General features: G+C 69.2%; 10 protein-coding genes, 1 tRNA gene and 1 rRNA gene. 1 reads left to right on the plus strand and 11 read right to left on the minus strand.

Features of this window, described 5'->3' with window-relative positions; translation table 11 throughout:
* Nucleotides 1–163 precede the first annotated feature (163 nt).
* The 8 genes from ABZ848_RS30820 to ABZ848_RS30855 all read right to left on the minus strand — a co-directional run bounded on the left by ABZ848_RS30820 (nt 164) and on the right by ABZ848_RS30855 (nt 13,763).
* Nucleotides 164–532 (minus strand): helix-turn-helix transcriptional regulator, encoded by a 369-nt coding sequence (locus ABZ848_RS30820; protein WP_360837167.1) that lies wholly within the window; start codon nt 530–532, stop codon nt 164–166.
* A gap of 109 nt (nt 533–641) precedes the next feature.
* Nucleotides 642–1,187: a CinA family protein gene (locus ABZ848_RS30825; RefSeq protein WP_360837168.1), complete on the minus strand. Its 546-nt coding sequence runs from the start codon at nt 1,185–1,187 to the stop codon at nt 642–644.
* Nucleotides 1,184–1,906, minus strand: coding sequence for a CDP-diacylglycerol--glycerol-3-phosphate 3-phosphatidyltransferase (pgsA, locus tag ABZ848_RS30830; RefSeq protein WP_360837169.1), 723 nt, complete (start codon nt 1,904–1,906; stop codon nt 1,184–1,186). Before pgsA ends, ABZ848_RS30825 begins: the two co-directional genes overlap by 4 nt.
* Entirely contained in the window at nt 1,903–3,372 is a 1,470-nt protein-coding gene (rimO, locus tag ABZ848_RS30835; RefSeq protein WP_360837171.1) for a 30S ribosomal protein S12 methylthiotransferase RimO, read from the minus strand. Before rimO ends, pgsA begins: the two co-directional genes overlap by 4 nt.
* A gap of 85 nt (nt 3,373–3,457) precedes the next feature.
* Nucleotides 3,458–4,294: a RodZ domain-containing protein gene (locus ABZ848_RS30840; protein WP_360837172.1), complete on the minus strand. Its 837-nt coding sequence runs from the start codon at nt 4,292–4,294 to the stop codon at nt 3,458–3,460.
* A gap of 245 nt (nt 4,295–4,539) precedes the next feature.
* Entirely contained in the window at nt 4,540–7,242 is a 2,703-nt protein-coding gene (locus ABZ848_RS30845; RefSeq protein WP_360837174.1) for a DNA translocase FtsK, read from the minus strand.
* A 124-nt stretch (nt 7,243–7,366) separates the two neighbouring features.
* A complete protein-coding gene (locus ABZ848_RS30850) occupies nt 7,367–8,050 on the minus strand; it encodes a response regulator (RefSeq protein ID WP_360837176.1) in 684 nt (227 codons plus the stop codon).
* A 244-nt stretch (nt 8,051–8,294) separates the two neighbouring features.
* On the minus strand, nt 8,295–13,763 hold the full coding sequence (locus ABZ848_RS30855) for a HAMP domain-containing protein (RefSeq protein ID WP_360837178.1): 5,469 nt from the start codon (nt 13,761–13,763) through the stop codon (nt 8,295–8,297).
* A 377-nt stretch (nt 13,764–14,140) separates the two neighbouring features.
* Here ABZ848_RS30855 and ABZ848_RS30860 point away from each other — a divergent pair, with 377 nt between their 5' ends.
* A complete protein-coding gene (locus tag ABZ848_RS30860) occupies nt 14,141–16,894 on the plus strand; it encodes a SpoIIE family protein phosphatase (protein ID WP_360837180.1) in 2,754 nt (917 codons plus the stop codon).
* A gap of 55 nt (nt 16,895–16,949) precedes the next feature.
* On the opposite strand, the gene ABZ848_RS30865 is transcribed toward ABZ848_RS30860, so the two are convergent.
* The 3 genes from ABZ848_RS30865 to rrf form a co-directional block, all read right to left on the minus strand.
* Nucleotides 16,950–17,025 (minus strand) — tRNA-Thr (locus ABZ848_RS30865).
* Between the two features lie 76 nt (nt 17,026–17,101).
* Nucleotides 17,102–17,764, minus strand: coding sequence for a DegT/DnrJ/EryC1/StrS family aminotransferase (locus tag ABZ848_RS30870; protein ID WP_360837195.1), 663 nt, complete (start codon nt 17,762–17,764; stop codon nt 17,102–17,104).
* 112 nt (nt 17,765–17,876) lie between these two features.
* A 5S ribosomal RNA gene (rrf, locus tag ABZ848_RS30875) occupies nt 17,877–17,968 on the minus strand; the annotation flags it as partial.

The following is a 17,968-nucleotide window of genomic DNA, read 5'->3' on the forward strand; positions in this document are numbered from 1 at the left end:
GCCTCACCGCCGCCTCCCCAGGAGGCTCCAGGAGACACCAGAACGCACCAGGACGCACGAAGGCCCCGGCCGGCACCCCTCCGGTCTCCCGGAGAGGCCCCCGGCCGGGGCCTCGCGCACTTCTCAGCGCATCGTCGGTTTCACGCGCGCGCCGGCGTGAACGTCACGCGGCGACCACGTCCACCGCCTCGGCGGGCGCCTTGATGGTCACCCGTTCCGGTGGCACACCGGCCACCGAGACGGAACCCAGCATCGGACGAACCGGGGCCGGCGTGGTGGCCGCAGCAGACTGGGCCAGCTCGGCGAGGGCGAGCTCGTCGCTCACTTCCCGCATGAGCTCGGACATCCGTACGTCCAGCGCGTCGCAGATCGCGGAGAGCAGCTCGGAGGAAGCCTCCTTCTGCCCCCGCTCCACCTCGGATAGATAGCCGAGTGAAACTCGGGCGGACGAGGAGACTTCGCGCAGAGTACGGCCCTGGCGCTGGCGCTGCCGACGCAGCACGTCACCCAGCAGGCGACGGAGCAGAATCATCGGTGGCTCCCTCCTCGGACCGCGTAGCCGCATCCTTCACGCCCCACCGTACCGCCTTGCGCCGCGGCCGTGCGGGGAGCGATGTCGTGTTCACTCAGGGCTGCAAACATCAAAACCCCCCGTTCTGTTCCGTATCCTGTGCCCGCTCATTCCCGGTGTGTTCGCTCGCAAGCTCCGTCAGGAGCAGTGCGAGTACGCTCCGTACACTCTCCATACGAATTTCCGCGCGGTCGCCGTTCAACCGCAGGGCAGTGACTTTTCCGCCACCGGCGGAACCGGAATCCGCTCCGGCAGGCCCGTCGACGGCCACGAAAACCGTGCCCACGGGCTTTCCGTCCTGCGGTTCCGGACCCGCCACACCGGTCGTCGCGATGCCCCAGTCGGCGCCGAGCGCCTTGCGCACTCCGGCCGCCATCTGGGCCGCGACCTGCGGATCCACCGCTCCTCGCTCGGCCAGCAGGGTGGCGTCGACACCCAGCAGCTCGTGTTTCAGCTCGGTGGCGTAGGCCGTCACCGAACCGCGGAAGGCCTTGGAGGCCCCGGGGACCGCTGTGATTTCCGCCGCAACCAGTCCGCCGGTCAGCGACTCGGCGACCGCGAGGGTCCCACCCTTCACTGTCAGTAGTCGCACCACGTCGGCGGCAGGGGAACTCACGCTTCCGTCTCCTCCAACGCGGCCTTGCGCTCGGCGATTCCCTGCCTGCGCAGCACAATGGCCTGTCTCACATAGTCAAGCCCGGTCACGACGGTCAGGACGACCGCCACTGCCATCACCCAGAACCTCAGGGTGGCCAGCCATCCCGTCAGTGCCAGTACGTACATCCCGACGGCCACGCCCTGGGTGAGGGTCTTGAGCTTGCCGCCGCGGCTCGCCGGGATGACGCCGTACCGGATGACAAGAAAACGCAGCAGCGTGATCCCCAGTTCCCGGCCGAGGATGACGATCGTCGCCCACCACGGCAGGTCGCCCAGGGCGGAGAGACAGATCAGCGCCGCACCCATGATCGCCTTGTCGGCGATGGGGTCGGCGATCTTCCCGAAGTCGGTGACGAGGTTGTAGGTGCGCGCCAGATGGCCGTCGAACAGGTCGGTGATCATGGCGATGGCGAAGGCCGCCCAGGCCAGCGAGCGCCAGGCCGGGTCGTATCCGCCGTCGGCCAGCATCAGCGCGACGAAGCCGGGGACGAGGACGAGCCGGAGCATGGTCAGCAGATTGGCGACGTTCCACACGCTGGCCTGGTTGACGGCCGCGGCGGCCAGCTTGCCGCCCCGCGGGGACCTCGCGCCGCCCTGGCCGTCGGAGGAGGCCGGGCCGACCGGCGAGGATTCCGCCTTGGAGGAGCCGTTCGCCGCCGATGCCGGCACTCCGGTCATCTGCCCGCCTCCTCACTACACGCGAGCGAGCCCTGCAGCGGCTCCGCCACCAGGTCGACACCTTCCGTACCGACCACCTTGGCCTCGACGATACGGCCGACGCTCAGGCCTTCGCCGCTCGTGAGCAGCACCTGGCCGTCGGTCTCGGGCGCCTGGTGCGCCCCGCGGCCGTACACGCCCTCCTCGTCCACGGACTCGACCAGCACGTGCACGGTCTCGCCGAGGCGTTCCTCGGCGCGCTGCGAGACGAGTTCCTCGGCGAGCCGGGAGACGCGGGCCAGCCGCTCGGCGACGACGTCCTCGTCCAGCTTGTTGTCGTACGTCGCCGCTTCGGTGCCGTCCTCGTCGGAGTAGCCGAACACGCCGATGGCGTCCAGGCGCGCGCCGTTCAGGAACCGCTCCAGCTCGGCCAGGTCGGCCTCGGTCTCGCCGGGGAAGCCCACGATGAAGTTGGAGCGGACGCCCGCCTGGGGGGCCTTGCTCCGGATGGTGTCGAGCAGCTCCAGGAAGCGGTCGGTGTCGCCGAAGCGGCGCATCGCGCGCAGCACGTCCGGGGCGGAGTGCTGGAAGGAGAGGTCGAAGTACGGGGCGATCTTCGGCGTCGAGGTCAGTACGTCGACGAGGCCGGGGCGCATCTCGGCCGGCTGGAGGTAGCTGACGCGCACCCGCTCGATGCCGTCGACCTCGGCGAGCTCGGGCAGCAGCGACTCCAGCAGGCGGATGTCGCCGAGGTCCTTGCCGTAGGAGGTGTTGTTCTCGGAGACCAGCATGATCTCCTTGACGCCCTGCTCGGCCAGCCAGCGCGTCTCGTTCAGTACGTCGCTGGGGCGGCGGGAGATGAAGGAGCCGCGGAAGGACGGGATGGCGCAGAAGGAGCAGCGCCGGTCGCAGCCGGAGGCGAGCTTGACCGAGGCGACGGGCGAGCCGTCGAGGCGGCGGCGCAGGGGCGCACGGGGGCCCGAGGCGGGCGCGAGGCCGTCCGGGAGGTCCACGGGCGCGTGCCCGGGCAGGGCGACCTCGGCCGCGGACTCCTGGCGCTCTGCGGGGCTGATCGGCAGCAGCTTGCGCCGGTCGCGCGGGGTGTGGGCGGCGTGGATGCCGCCGTTCAGGATGGTCTGCAGGCGGTCCGAGATGTTCGCGTAGTCGTCGAAGCCGAGCACGCCGTCGGCCTCGGGGAGGGCCTCGGCGAGCTCCTTGCCGTACCGCTCGGCCATGCAGCCCACCGCCACGACGGCCTGGGTTCTGCCGTGCCCCTTGAGGTCGTTGGCCTCCAGGAGGGCGTCGACGGAGTCCTTCTTGGCGGCGTCGACGAAGCCGCAGGTGTTGACGACGGCGACGTCCGCGTCCTCGGCGTCCTCGACGAGCTGCCAGCCGTCCGCCTCCAAACGGCCTGCGAGCTCCTCCGAGTCCACCTCGTTACGGGCGCAGCCAAGGGTGACGAGTGCGACGGTACGGCGTTCAGGCATGGGCTCAAGACTACTTTGTCTCACTGACACCCCACGTCGACGGGGCTGGCGATCATCGCCAGCCCCGTGGGAACGCGCGTCGGACTCAGCCGACCTGAGGGTCGCCCTTCGTATACGTCAGGCGCTCCACCGCGCCCGGCTGGAAGTCGTCCTCGATCTTCTTGCCGTTGACGTAGAGCTGGATCGCGCCCGCGTCGCCGAGGACGAGGTTGATCTTCTCGTTGTCCTGGAAGGTCTTGGAGTCGCCCTGCTTGAGCAGGCCGTCGAAGAGCAGCCGGCCGTTGTGGTCCTTGGCGGAGATCCAGCTGCGTCCGTCGGTGGCGCTGACCTGGACCGTCACCTTGTCCTGCGGAGCTGCCGCGATGGCACTGTCGGAGGGGTCGGACTTCGGGGTCTCGGAGGTGCTCTTCTTGGGCGTGGGCGAGGCGGACTTGCTCGGCGTGGCCGTGGTGCCCTCGGCCACCTGGTTCTTGGCGCCGTCGTCGCCGCCCTTGAAGGCGGTGAATCCGACGAAGCCGACCACGGCGACGATCGCGGCGACCATCGCGGCGGTCCAGTTGGGCCCGCGCCGCTCGGGCCGGATGCGTTCCGCCTCGAAGAGGGGCGCGGCCGGGGTCGGTGCGGGGCGGCCGCCGTGATCGGCGTCGTACTGCGCGAGCAGCGGGGCCGGATCGAGGTGTACGGCCTTGGCCAGGGTCCGGATGTGACCCCGTGCGTAGACGTCCCCGCCGCAGGGGGCGAAGTCGTCCGCCTCGATGGCGTGCACGATGGCGATGCGGACCCGGGTGGCGTTGGTGACGTCGTCGACGGTCAGCCCGGCGTCGATCCGCGCCTGTTTGAGGGCACGGCCGACGGAGAGGCCGGTTGCCTCACGGTCGTCTTCGAACGGACGCTCGTCTTCAGGGGAGTTGCCGATGGACACGGGGGCGCCTTTCGAGCGTTTAAGCCACCTGTGCTGGAGGTTCAGTCTATGGGGGGTGCGAAAGGGTGGGGCAACCGGACGGTCGAGCTTGTTAGCCCATCGGTATGGCCGGACACGCCGATGGTCGGGCAGGCGTTTGTCGCTTCCCTCAACTTGACGTACGCGGAAGGGAAACGGTTGCCCAATGATCCCTTACGGGTGAGTCACGATCGAACACCGATGGCCACACCCGTTCCGGGCTCTCCTTACCCCTCCCCGCGGATCACCGCGAGCACTCCGTCCAGCTCGTCAGGCTTCACAAGAACGTCACGAGCCTTCGAGCCCTCGCTCGGCCCGACGATGTTCCTGGACTCCATGAGGTCCATGAGACGGCCGGCCTTCGCGAAGCCGACGCGGAGCTTGCGCTGGAGCATGGACGTCGAACCGAACTGGGTGGAGACGACCAGCTCGGCCGCCTGGCACAGCAGGTCGAGGTCGTCGCCGATCTCCTCGTCGATCTCCTTCTTCTGCTTGGTGCCCACCGTGACGTCGTCCCGGAAGACGGGCGCCATCTGGTCCTTGCAGTGCTGGACGATCGCCGCGACCTCGTCCTCGGTCACGAAGGCGCCCTGCATACGGGTGGGCTTGTTGGCCCCCATCGGCAGGAACAGCCCGTCGCCCTTGCCGATGAGCTTCTCGGCGCCCGGCTGGTCGAGGATGACCCGCGAATCCGCGAGCGAGGAGGTGGCGAAGGCGAGCCGCGAAGGCACGTTCGCCTTGATCAGACCGGTGACGACGTCCACGGACGGCCGCTGCGTGGCGAGCACCAGGTGGATGCCGGCCGCACGCGCGAGCTGCGTGATGCGCACGATCGCGTCCTCGACGTCGCGCGGGGCGACCATCATGAGGTCGGCGAGCTCGTCGACGATCACCAGCAGGTAGGGATACGGCTGGAGCTCCCGCTCACTGCCCTCCGGCAGCTTCACCTTGCCGTTGCGAATGGCCTCGTTGAAGTCGTCGATGTGCCGGAAGCCGTACGCCGCCAGGTCGTCGTACCGAAGGTCCATCTCCCGTACGACCCACTGCAGCGCCTCGGCGGCCCGCTTCGGGTTGGTGATGATCGGCGTGATCAGGTGCGGGATGCCCTCGTACGCGGTCAGCTCCACGCGCTTGGGGTCGACGAGGACCATCCGCACGTCCTCGGGAGTCGCGCGGACCATGATTGACGTAATCAGGCAGTTAATGCACGACGATTTACCGGAACCGGTGGCTCCGGCGACCAGGACGTGCGGCATCTTCGCGAGGTTGGCCATGACATAGCCGCCCTCGACGTCCTTGCCGAGCGCGACCAGCATCGGGTGCTCGTCCTCGGCCGCCGCCGCGAGACGGAGCACGTCGCCGAGGTTGACCATCTCGCGGTCGGTGTTGGGGATCTCGATGCCGACCGCGGACTTGCCGGGGATCGGGCTGATGATCCGCACGTCCGGGCTGGCGACGGCGTACGCGATGTTCTTGGCCAGCGCGGTGATCCGCTCGACCTTCACGGCGGGGCCGAGCTCGACCTCGTAGCGGGTGACCGTCGGCCCGCGCGTGAAGCCGGTGACGGCGGCGTCGACCTTGAACTCGGTGAACACGTTCGTCAGCGAGGCGACCACGGCGTCGTTGGCCGCGCTGCGCGCCTTGCCGGGGCCGCCGCGCTCCAGGAGGTCCAGGGAGGGCAGCGAGTACGTGATGTCGCCGGACAGCTGAAGCTGCTCCGCGCGCGGGGGCAGGTCGCCCTGCGCCTCGGGAGCGGGCTTGGTGAGGTCGGCGACCTCGACCTTCAGCTTCTCCTGCTTGGGCCGCGCGGCCGGGACCGGAGTCGGGGTGGGCGTGGTCTCCTCGCGGTCCCCGACGCTCACGCCCTGGGTGAGGTCGGCGACGATCGGCGAGGGGGGCATCCCGTGCAGGACGGCGCCGTCGAGCGCGGCAGCGGCGGCGGCTGCGACGTCCACGGCGTCCATGGGGCGTGCCATGTCCGGCTGGGGCACCGCGGAGCGCCGGGGGCGTCCACGGCGCTTGGAGAGGGCCTCCTGCTCCGCGCCGTCGGGGTCGTACGCCTCGGGGGCGGAGGAGCGCTTACGCGCGCGTGCGGGCAGCGCCTCGCGCCACTGCTCGTCGTAGCGCTCGTCGTCCTCGCTGTACTCGTCGTAGTCCTCGTCCCGGTCGTGGACGATCCCGAGCTTCACGCCGAGCAGCCGCAGCCGCTGCGGGATGGCGTTGACCGGGGTCGCGGTGACGACGAGCAGCCCGAAGATCGTCAGCAGCACGAGCAGCGGTACGGCGAGGACGTCGCCCATGGTGTACGTCAGCGGGGTCGCCGCGCCCCAGCCGATGAGGCCGCCGGCGTCCCTTATGGCCTGCATGCCGTCGCCGCGGGCGGGCGAGCCGCACGCGATGTGGACCTGGCCGAGCACGCCGATGACGAGCGCCGAGAGGCCGATCACGATCCGCCCGTTGGCCTCGGGCTTCTCGGGGTGCCGGATGAACCGTACGGCGATGACCGCGAGCAGTATCGGCACCAGCAGGTCGAGACGGCCGAAGGAGCCGGTCACCAGGATCTCGACCAGGTCGCCGACGGGGCCGCGCAGGTCGGCCCAGGTGCCCGCGGCGACGATCAGCGCGATGCCGAGCAGGAGCAGGGCGATGCCGTCCTTGCGGTGGGCGGGGTCGAGGTTCTTCGCGCCGTTCCCTATGCCGCGGAACACCGCGCCCACGGCGTGCGCCAGGCCCAGCCAGAGGGCGCGTACGAGTTTGACGATGCCGCCGGTCGGGCTGGGGGCAGGCTTCGGCGGAGGTGCGGACTTCTTGGCCGCGGCTTTCCTGGCGGGCGCCTTCTTCGCCGGGGCTTTTTTCGCAGCGGCCTTCTTCGCCGGAGCCGCCGCCTTCTTCGCGGGCTGCTTCTTGGCAGCGGAGGGACGTGAGGCCATAGGTGTGAGATTACCGGTGGAGACGACGACGGACACGTGTGCCCACTGCTTCACCCGTTCGTGTCGCCCTTGGGTGAACGTGGAACTGACGCTTCCTCAACCGCAACTGTGCCGCGCGTGAACGTCAGTTCTGCGAGGACACCGACGACGTGCTCCCGGCGCCCGGCTCCAGCGCGTCCAGCGCCCGCCGCAGTCCGGTGAGTTTGCGTTCGAGATGCGCCGCGGTGGCAACCGCCGCCGCGTCCGCCGACTCGTCGTCCAGCTGCTTGGACAGCGCCTCGGCCTGCTCCTCGACCGCCGCGAGGCGCGCCGACAGCTCGGCCAGCAGACTGGCCGGCTCCTTGGTCTCGCCGACCGCGGCCTTGCCGCCGCCGCCCTCCAACTGGAGCCGCAGCAGCGCCGCCTGCTCCCGCAGCTGGCAGTTCTTCATGTACAGCTCGACGAAGACCGAGACCTTCGCGCGCAGCACCCACGGGTCGAACGGCTTGGAGATGTAGTCCACCGCGCCCGCCGCGTAACCCCGGAACGTGTGGTGCGGGCCGTGGTTGATCGCGGTGAGGAAGATGATCGGGATGTCCCGGGTCCGCTCCCGCCGCTTGATGTGCGCGGCGGTCTCGAAACCGTCCATGCCCGGCATCTGGACGTCCAGCAGAATGACCGCGAAATCGTCCGTGAGCAGTGCCTTGAGCGCTTCCTCCCCGGACGATGCCCGCACCAGTGTCTGATCGAGCGCGGAGAGGATGGCCTCCAGCGCGAGCAGATTCTCCGGCCGGTCATCGACCAGGAGGATCTTGGCCTTCTGCACCATGGCCCGCCCTCCTCGCCCCGGATGTGCACCGGGCGCCGCCCCTGGGGACGACTCCCTTTCGCCGCCCGTCCTTGTGCCGGTCATCGTAGCCGCACCCCGCCTGTCGCCACACCCTGTCACCGCGATGTCACTGTGCACGTAGCAGAAACGGACCGGGAGACCAGAAGGTTCCCCGAATCCCGTACTTCTACACGGCATCGGCCACACTGAGTCAGCAACTCCGCGTGAACATCGATGATTCCCGTCACTCGCCCCGCATCCACTGCTCCATCACCGCCAACAGGTGATCGGGGTCGACGGGCTTGGTCACGTAGTCGGAGGCGCCCGACTCGATGGCCTTCTCCCGGTCGCCCTTCATCGCCTTCGCGGTCAGGGCGATGATCGGCAGGCCCGCGAACTGCGGCATCCTGCGGATCGCCGTCGTCGTCGCGTATCCGTCCATCTCGGGCATCATGATGTCCATCAGGACGACCGCCACGTCGTCGTGCTGCTCCAGGACCTCGATACCCTCGCGGCCGTTCTCGGCGTACAGCACCGACAGCCCGTGCTGCTCCAGCACGCTGGTCAGCGCGAACACGTTACGGATGTCGTCGTCGACGATCAGCACCTTCTGCCCGCCGAAGCGGATGCCCCGGTGCACCTCCGGCGCCGTGGCCTGCTCGGTGGCCGACCACTGCTCCGGCGAGCCGACCCGCTCGGCGTCGAGGCCGTTCCTGCGACGGCGCCTGAAGAGCGCGGCGGCGCCGTTCTGGGTCTCCCGGTACGACTTCACCTCCGCCGGCGTCTCGACCTCCACCTCGGACAGCTGGGACAGCTCGGCGGCGGCCACCAGGTCGCTGGCCCCGAGGGCCGCCACGGGCTGCTGGTAGCCCTGCGGGGGCAGTTCGCTGGGGTGCAGCGGCAGGTACAGCGTGAACGTCGAGCCGCGCCCCGGCTCGCTCTGCGCGTGGATCTCACCGCCGAGCAGCTGGGCGATCTCCCGCGAGATCGACAGCCCGAGGCCCGTACCGCCGTACTTGCGGCTGGTCGTGCCATCGGCCTGCTTGAACGCCTCGAAGATCACCCGCATCTTGCTGGCCGCGATCCCGATGCCGGTGTCGGTCACCGAGAACGCGATCAGGGCCGCGTCCGGATCGGTGAGCGAACCGGTCTCCAGGAGCTGTTCCTTGATCGCCATCGGTACGTCCGCGCCGGCCGGCCGGATCACCAGCTCGACCGAGCCGGAGTCGGTGAACTTCACCGCGTTGGACAGCAGGTTGCGCAGCACCTGAAGGAGGCGCTGCTCGTCGGTGTGCAGCGTGGCCGGGAGCTCCGGCGAGACCCGTACGGACAGGTCCAGGCCCTTCTCCGCGGTCAGCGGGCGGAAGGTGGCCTCCACGTAGTCGACGAGCTGGACGAGCGCGATGCGCGTCGGGGAGACGTCCATCTTGCCCGCCTCGACCTTCGACAGGTCGAGGATGTCGTTGATCAGCTGGAGCAGGTCGGAACCCGCGCCGTGGATCGTCTCGGCGAACTCGACCTGCTTCGGGGTGAGGTTGGCGTCCGCATTGTCGGCGAGCAGCTTGGCGAGGATCAGCAGCGAGTTGAGCGGCGTACGCAACTCGTGCGACATGTTGGCGAGGAACTCGCTCTTGTAGCGCATCGACACGGCGAGTTGCTCGGCGCGCTCCTCCAGGACCTGGCGCGCCTCCTCGATCTCGGTGTTCTTCACCTCGATGTCGCGGTTCTGCTGGGCCAGCAGCTCGGCCTTCTCCTCCAGTTCGGCGTTGGACGCCTGGAGTGCCTTCTGCCGGTTCTCCAACTCGGCCGAGCGCTCGCGGAGTTGCTCGGTCAGCTCCTGCGACTGCTTCAGCAGCTGCTCCGTCTTGGTGTTGACGGAGATGGTGTTGACGCTGGTCGCGATCATCTCCGCGATCTGGTTGAGGAAGTCCTTCTGGATCTGCGTGAAGGGCGTGAAGGAGGCCAGCTCGATGATGCCGAGCACCTTCCCCTCGAACAGCACCGGAAGGACGATCACCTGCGCGGGCGGCGCCTCGCCGAGGCCGGAGGAGATCTTCAGATAGCCGCTGGGCGCGTTCTCCACCAGGATCGTGCGCTTCTCCTCGGCGGCCGTCCCGATCAGCGCCTCACCCGGCCTGAAGGACGTCGGCATGGAGCCCATCGAGTAGCCGTACGACCCGAGCATGCGCAGTTCGTACGCGTCCTCGCTCTCGGCGCTGATGTCCTTGCCGTCCATGAGCGGCATCGCCACGAAGAACGCGCCGTGCTGCGCGGAGACCACCGGCGTCAGCTCGCTCATGATCAGCGAGGCCACGTCCTGGAGGTCGCGGCGGCCCTGCATCAGCGCGGAGATGCGGGCGAGGTTGCCCTTGAGCCAGTCCTGCTCCTTGTTGGCGATCGTGGTGTCACGCAGATTGGCGATCATCTTGTTGATGTAGTCCTGCAGTTCCTGGATCTCGCCGGACGCGTCGACGTCGATCTTCAGGTTCAGGTCGCCGCGGGTCACCGCCGTCGCCACGCGCGCGATGGCGCGCACCTGCCGAGTAAGGTTTCCTGCCATTTCGTTCACGGACTCGGTGAGGTCGCGCCAGGTTCCGTCGACGTCACGCACGCGTGCCTGGCCGCCGAGCGCGCCCTCCGTACCCACCTCGCGGGCGACTCGGGTGACCTCCTCGGCGAACGACGACAGCTGGTCGACCATCGTGTTGATCGTCGTCTTGAGTTCGAGGATCTCGCCACGGGCGTCGATGTCGATCTTCTTGGTCAGGTCGCCCTTGGCGATGGCCGTGGTGACCATGGCGATGTTGCGCACCTGGCCGGTCAGGTTGGACGCCATCTGGTTCACGGACTCGGTGAGGTCCTTCCACGTACCGGCCACGCCCGGTACGTGCGCCTGGCCGCCGAGGATGCCGTCCGTGCCCACCTCGCGGGCCACCTTGGTGACCTGGTCGGCGAACGAACTCAGCGTCTTCACCATGGTGTTGAAGGTGTCGGCGAGCTGCGCGACCTCGCCGCGCGCCTCGATCGTCACCGTCCGGGTCAGGTCGCCGTTGGCGACCGCGTTCGCGACCTGGGAGATGTTGCGCACCTGCATGGTCAGGTTCTTGGCCATCAGGTTCACGTTGCCGCTGAGGTCCTTCCAGATGCCCGTGACACCCGGAACGTGCGCCTGGCCGCCCAGGATGCCCTCGGTGCCCACCTCGCGGGCCACCCGGGTCACCTGCTCGGCGAAGCTGGAGAGCTGGTCGACCATCGTGTTGACGGTCGTGACGAGTTCGAGGATCTCGCCCTTCGCGTCGACGGTGATCTTCTTGGACAGGTCGCCCTTGGCGACCGCGGTCGTGACCTCGGCGATGTTGCGCACCTGGATCGTCAGATTGTTCGCCATGAAGTTCACGGACTGGGTGAGGTCCTTCCAGGTGCCGGAGACACCCTGCACCTCGGCCTGACCGCCGAGCTGGCCCTCCGTACCCACCTCACGGGCCACGCGCGTGACCTCTTCGGCGAACGACGACAGCTGGTCGACCATCGTGTTCAGGGTGTTCTTCAGCTCCAGGATCTCGCCGCGCGCGTCCACGGTGATCTTCTGGGACAGGTCACCCCGGGCCACCGCCGTGGCCACCTGGGCGATGTTGCGCACCTGGGCAGTAAGGTTTCCTGCCATTCCGTTCACGGAGTCGGTCAGGTCCCGCCACACACCGGCCACGCCGGGCACCTGCGCCTGACCGCCGAGGCGGCCCTCCGTGCCCACCTCGCGGGCCACCCGGGTCACCTGGTCGGCGAATCCGGAGAGCTGGTCGACCATCGTGTTGATGGTGTTCTTCAGCTCCAGGATCTCGCCGCGCGCGTCGACGTCGATCTTCTGGGAGAGGTCGCCCCGGGCCACCGCGGTGGTCACCTGGGCGATCTGCCGCACCTGCGAGGTCAGGTTGCCGGCCATGAAGTTGACGGAGTCGGTGAGCTCCTTCCACGTACCGGAGACCCCCGGTACGACCGCCTGGCCGCCCAGCCGGCCCTCCGTGCCCACGTCCCGGGCCATCCGGGTCACCTGGTCGGCGAAGGCGGACAGCTGGTCCACCATCGTGTTCACGGTGTTCTTCAGCTGGAGCATCTCGCCGGAGACGTCCACGGTGACCTTCTGCGAGAGGTCGCCGTTGGCCACCGCCGTCGTCACCTGGGCGATGTTGCGCACCTGTCCGGTGAGGTTGCGGAACGCCGTGTTGACGGAGTCCGTCAGGTCCTTCCAGGTGCCGGCCGCCCCGGGCACCTGCGCCTGGCCGCCGAGCTCACCCTCGACGCCGACCTCCCGGGCCACGCGCGTGACCTCGGAACCGAACGACTGCAGCTGGTCCACCATCCCGTTGACGGTGTTCTTCAGCTCCAGCATCTCGCCGGCCACGTCGACGGTGACCTTCTGCGACATGTCACCGTTGGCCACGGCCGTCGTGACGGCCGCGATGTCCCTCACCTGAATGGTCAGATTCCGGAACACCGTGTTGACGGAGTCGGTCAGGTCCTTCCAGGTACCGGCCGCACCAGGCACGTTCGCCTGCCCGCCCAGCTGCCCGGCCGCACCGACCTCGTTGGCCACGCGCGTGACCTCGTCCGCGAAGATCCGCAGTGTCTCGGTCATCTGGTTGATCGTGTCCGCGAGCTGAGCGACCTCGCCGCGCGCCGACACGGTCACCTTCTGCGACAGGTCACCGTTGGCCACCGCCGTCGTCACCTGGGCGATCCCGCGCACCTGGGCAGTAAGGTTTCCTGCCATCAGGTTCACCGAATCGGTGAGGTCCTTCCACACACCGGCCACGCCCGGCACCTGCGCCTGACCGCCGAGCTCGCCCTCGGTGCCCACCTCACGGGCGACTCGGGTCACCTCGGAGGAGAAGGACGACAGCTGGTCCACCATCGTGTTGACGGTGTTCTTCAGCTCCAGCATCTCGCCGGCCACGTGCACGGTGACCTTGCGGGACAGATCGCCCTTGGCCACCGCGGTCGTCACCAGCGCGATGTCCCGCACCTGGGCCGTCAGCCGGTACGCCATGGTGTTGACGGAGTCCGTGAGGTCCTTCCACGAACCCGACATGCCACGCACGCGTGCCTGACCGCCCAGCTTGCCCTCGGTGCCCACCTCGCTGGCCACCCGCGTGACCTCGTCGGTGAACGTCGACAGCTGATCGACAAGGTTGTTTACAGTCCGCCCGACCTTGAGGAACTCGCCCCGCAGCGGATGCCCGGTCCCGTCCGGCGCCTGCGTCCGCAGCTCCATGCGCGGCGAGAGATCGCCCTCGGCCACCGCGGACAGCACCCGGCCGACCTCGGAGACGGGCCGTACAAGGTCGTCCACGAGCGCGTTGGAGGCCTCGACCGCGGCGGCCCAGGAACCCTCGTAGGCGCCCGTCTCCAGCCGCTCCGTGAGCTTGCCCTCGCGGCCCACCATGCGCCGCACCCGCGACAGCTCACCCGTCAGATGCAGGTTGCGGTCGGCCACCTCGTTGAAGACCGCGGCGATCTCGGACATCACGCCGTCGCCGGACACCGTGAGCCGCTTGCGGAAGTTCCCGTCGCGCATCGCCACGAGAGCCGCCAGCAGTCGGTTCAGAGACGCCGTGTCCACCGCGGTCGTCCCTCCGCGCGGTTTGCGTTGGTTGCTCAGGGACTGTCCGCCTTTCGCGCGCGTTTTAGTGCCCCGCGTCGCTGCGCCAGACTCCACTGTGTCCCTCCCGCAGGGGTCGACCGTTACTGCTGTGCTCCGGTACTACCGTTCGACGTACCAGTTACTGCTGCGTATTTCTGCCGGATATACCAGGCCGCACCACCGGCTGCTGCCCGCTGCATAGGGAAGTCACTCGGCCTGTCCGTACCTTCACAAGAAGCTTGCCCAGTGTTTCACCCTGCCTGAACCCGGCCATAACAGTTCGGCAGCTTCGCACATCGTCCGCACACCCTCTGGGCGGAAACACTGCAGACCGGCATCCGCATGGACGGCGAAGGTAAGTAACCTTGCATGCGGCTGTCCAGCCGCGCCGGTCCGTCCGGCCTGGGCGGTGGCACGAGAACGAGCGGGCATCGGAGGGGCGGCCGCACAACATGACCACCGGACTGATCCCGGGGGGACAGCCCCCGGACCCCCGGCCGACGGGCGGTCTGCCGCATCAGCGGCACCAGCCGGCCGGCCACGGAGCCCTGCACGCCGACAACCGGACGAGGAGTTCAGTGATCACCGCGCGCGCGGCCGCCAGCTTCGAGCCCGTCGGGCGATCGGTAGCGACCGCCCGCTCCTTCGTCCGCGACACGCTCCAGGGCTGGGGTTTCGCCGACATCGTCGACGACGCCGTGGTCCTCACGAGCGAGCTGGTGACCAACGCCGTGGTGCACGCGGGCACCGCCGCCGACGTCCTGTGCCTGCGCAGCGACGACGGAGTACGCGTCGAGGTCGCCGACCGGTATCCGGAGCGCGAGATCCCCCTCCAGGGCCATCCCTCCACCATGGGCAGCCCGGACCGCGAGGGCGGCCGCGGACTCCAGCTGTGCGCCGCCCTGGCCGGCCGCTGGGGCGTCGAGTACACGCCCACGCACAAGCAGGTCTGGTTCCAACTCGACCTGCCCGAGCGCGCGGTGGGCACCCGCGCCGCCGGCCCGTCCCTCCCGGCCGACCTCCTCCCCCTCGCCGACGGCAGAGTGCGCGTCGCGGTCGTCCAGATCGACCGCACCGGCTCCATCACGTCGTGGAACGAGGACGCGGAGGAACTCTTCGGCTACCCAGCCGAACAGGTAATCGGAAAGCCTCTTACCGATCTCGCCGCCTGGCCGCACACCCCGGGCACCAGCACCGGCATCGCGGAGGCACTCCAACTCTCCCGCTGGGAGGGCAGTTACGGCATAAGGGGCGCCAACGGCCGCGTCACCCCGGTGTACGCCTCCCACCTGAGGGTCCGCGACACGGGCGGCGAACCCTCCACGGTGTGCCTGCTCGTCCGGGACCACGAACGGGCCGTCCTGCAGACGCCGTTGCGCATGCCGCCCTCCGACAGCGTCAACTCCTCCGAGGGCCAGAGCACCGACCCCTTCGAGGTGTTCATCGGCTCCCCGGCCCCCGACGACCTAGACGGCCTCCTCCAGCGCACGGTCGAGCGGGCCCGCGACATGCTCGACGCCGACTCCGCGTTCCTGCTCCTCGCGACCGACGACGAGACGGAGTTGGAGGTCCGCGCCTCCACCGGCCTGCCCTCCGCCCGCCAGCGCTTCGCGCGCGTGCCCGTCGAAGCCGGCCCCGGACGCTACGGCTCGGCGCGCATGCCGGCCGTCCACGACGACCTGACGGCCGTACCGGGCGCCGTACCGCTGCTGAGCGGCACGGGCATGCGCTCGGTCGTCACGGTCCCCCTGAAGGTCGAGGGCCGCCTCACGGGCTCCCTGGGCGTCGCGGCGGAGTCCCCCGGCAGATACTCCAACGAGGAGGCCCTACGCCTCCAATTCGCCGCCGACCGCATCGCGTTGGCCGTCGAGTCGGCCCGCCTCGGCGAACTGGAACGCCTGCGCCGCGGCTCCCTGAGCTTCCTCGTCGAGGCCTCCGACCTCCTCGCCGGCACCCTGGACCGCGACCAGACCCTGGCCCTGATGGCCCAGATGACGGTCCCGACCCTCGCCACCTGGTGCGCGGTCTACACGATCGCCGACCAGGCCTCCGAGCCATATCTCTCGTACGTCCTGCACGAGGACGAGGAACTCATCGACGGCATCAAGTCGTTGCTCTCCAAAGTGCCCCCGCCGGACCCGGTCCCCACCCCCGGCGCCCGCGTCTGGTCCGCCCCCGGCGAGGTCGCCCACCAGGCGGCCCTGCGCAGCTCCATGCGCAGCCTCGGCCTGTCCGGCGGCCCGACCCATCAAGTCGCCTCCGGCATCGGCCCCACGCTCGCCACAGCGTCCGCGGTGGGCGGCGAGACGGTCGTCCTGCCCCTGGTCGCCCGCAACCGCGTCATCGGCATGCTCACCCTCGGCAAGCCCACCGACGAGCACTTCCGCCAGGAAATCCTGGAACTGGCCGAGGACTTGAGCCGACGGGCCGCCCTGGCCCTCGACAACGCCCGCCTGTACTCGGAGCGCACGGCCATCAGCCAGTCCCTCCAGCGCAGCCTCCTGCCGCCCGAGCTCCCCGAGATCGGCGGCGTGGAGGTCGAGGTCATCTACCGCGCGGCCGGCGAGGGCAACGAGGTCGGCGGCGACTTCTACGACCTCTTCCCGATCAGCGACGGCGCCTACGGCTTCGCCATCGGAGACGTCTGCGGTACGGGCCCCAACGCGGCGGCGGTCACGGGCCTCGCCCGGCACGCCCTGCGCCTGCTGGCCCGCGAGGGCCTGTCCGGCCCCGCGGTCCTGGAGCGACTGAACTCGGCCATTCTCGACGAGGGCGCCCGCAGCCGCTTCCTGACCCTCCTGTACGGCGAACTGCGCCCCCAGGAGGACGGCAGCGCGGAACTGAAGGTGGTCTGCGCCGGCCACCCCCTCCCGCTCCGCCTGCGTCAGGACGGCACGGTCGAGCCGGCCGCCGAACCCCAGCCCCTCCTCGGCGTCATGGAGGACCTGGAGCTCTACGAGCAGAGGGTCACCCTCGACCCCGGCGACGTCCTCCTGTGCGTCACGGACGGCGTCACAGAGCGCCGCGAGGGCACGCGCATGCTGGGCGACGACGGCCTCACCGACGTCCTCACGACCTGCACGGGCCTCACGGCGGGCGCGGTCGCGGCCCGCATCATGCGCGCGGTGGAACGCTTCGCGTCGGACGCCCCGTCCGACGACATGGCGATCCTGGCGATGCGCGTACCTGGCCTCCACAAGGACTGACAAGAGAGTTTCGGATACGACAAAGGCCCCGCCCAATTGGGCGGGGCCTTTCGACTGGAGCCCCCTAACGGAATCGAACCGTTGACCTTCTCCTTACCATGGAGACGCTCTGCCGACTGAGCTAAGGGGGCCTGTCGCCTTTTCGAGGTTTCCCTCGCGGCAACGGAATAGATCATACCCCGAACGGACTCCTGCTCCCAACCACGCTCAGAAAGCGGGCTGAAGCAGTCCACCCAGCGCATTGCAGGCGCCCACGATGCGCTGCATGTCCCGCTTCGTCAACGCGGCATCGACAGGCAGAGCAAGCGTTTCGTCAGCGGCCCGCTCGGTCTCCGGCAGCGATACACACCGCCGGAACTCCGGCAGCCGGTGCACAGGAGTCTTCACCGGCACCCGGCACTCAACTCCCCTGGCCCGCACCGCACGCGCGAAGGCATCGCGATCGGGCCGCCCGTTCCCCGGCACCCGCACGACGTACTGCTGATAGGTGTGCCCGTCACCACCATCGGGCGTCCATACGCCCCTGAGCTTGGCGTCCAGATAAGCCGCCCGCTCCCGACGCTGGGCGATCTCGTCGTACGGCGCCTCGGACTCCCCCTGCTCCAGCACCAACAGCCCGTGCCGCTGCCCGACCCCGTGCATCCGCGCGATGTCCGCGGGCCGCCCGAATCGGTGTACGACAACGACGGCCGCCGTACGCGGAGTTACGGCCGCCTCCACAGCGGACGCGTCGAGGCAGTACGTCACCGGGTCTATGTCGGCGAACACCGGCAGCGCCCCGGCCATGGCAACGGCCTCGGCCACCTCGACGTTCCCGAACGCCGGCACGACAACCTCGTCACCGAGTCCGACGCCGGCGGCCCTGAGCATTGCAGCAGTACCCATGCTTCGGATCGTTGTTGCGCAACGTGAACTTCAAGTGACGCAGAACAAAAAAGGGTTGGACCCGGAACGGAAGTTCCGGGTCCAACCCTGAATAATTGTTCGGCGGCGTCCTACTCTCCCACAGGGTCCCCCCTGCAGTACCATCGGCGCTGTAAGGCTTAGCTTCCGGGTTCGGAATGTAACCGGGCG

This window comes from Streptomyces sp. NPDC047081, from assembly GCF_040643775.1.
Taxonomy (GTDB): Bacteria; Actinomycetota; Actinomycetes; order Streptomycetales; family Streptomycetaceae; genus Streptomyces.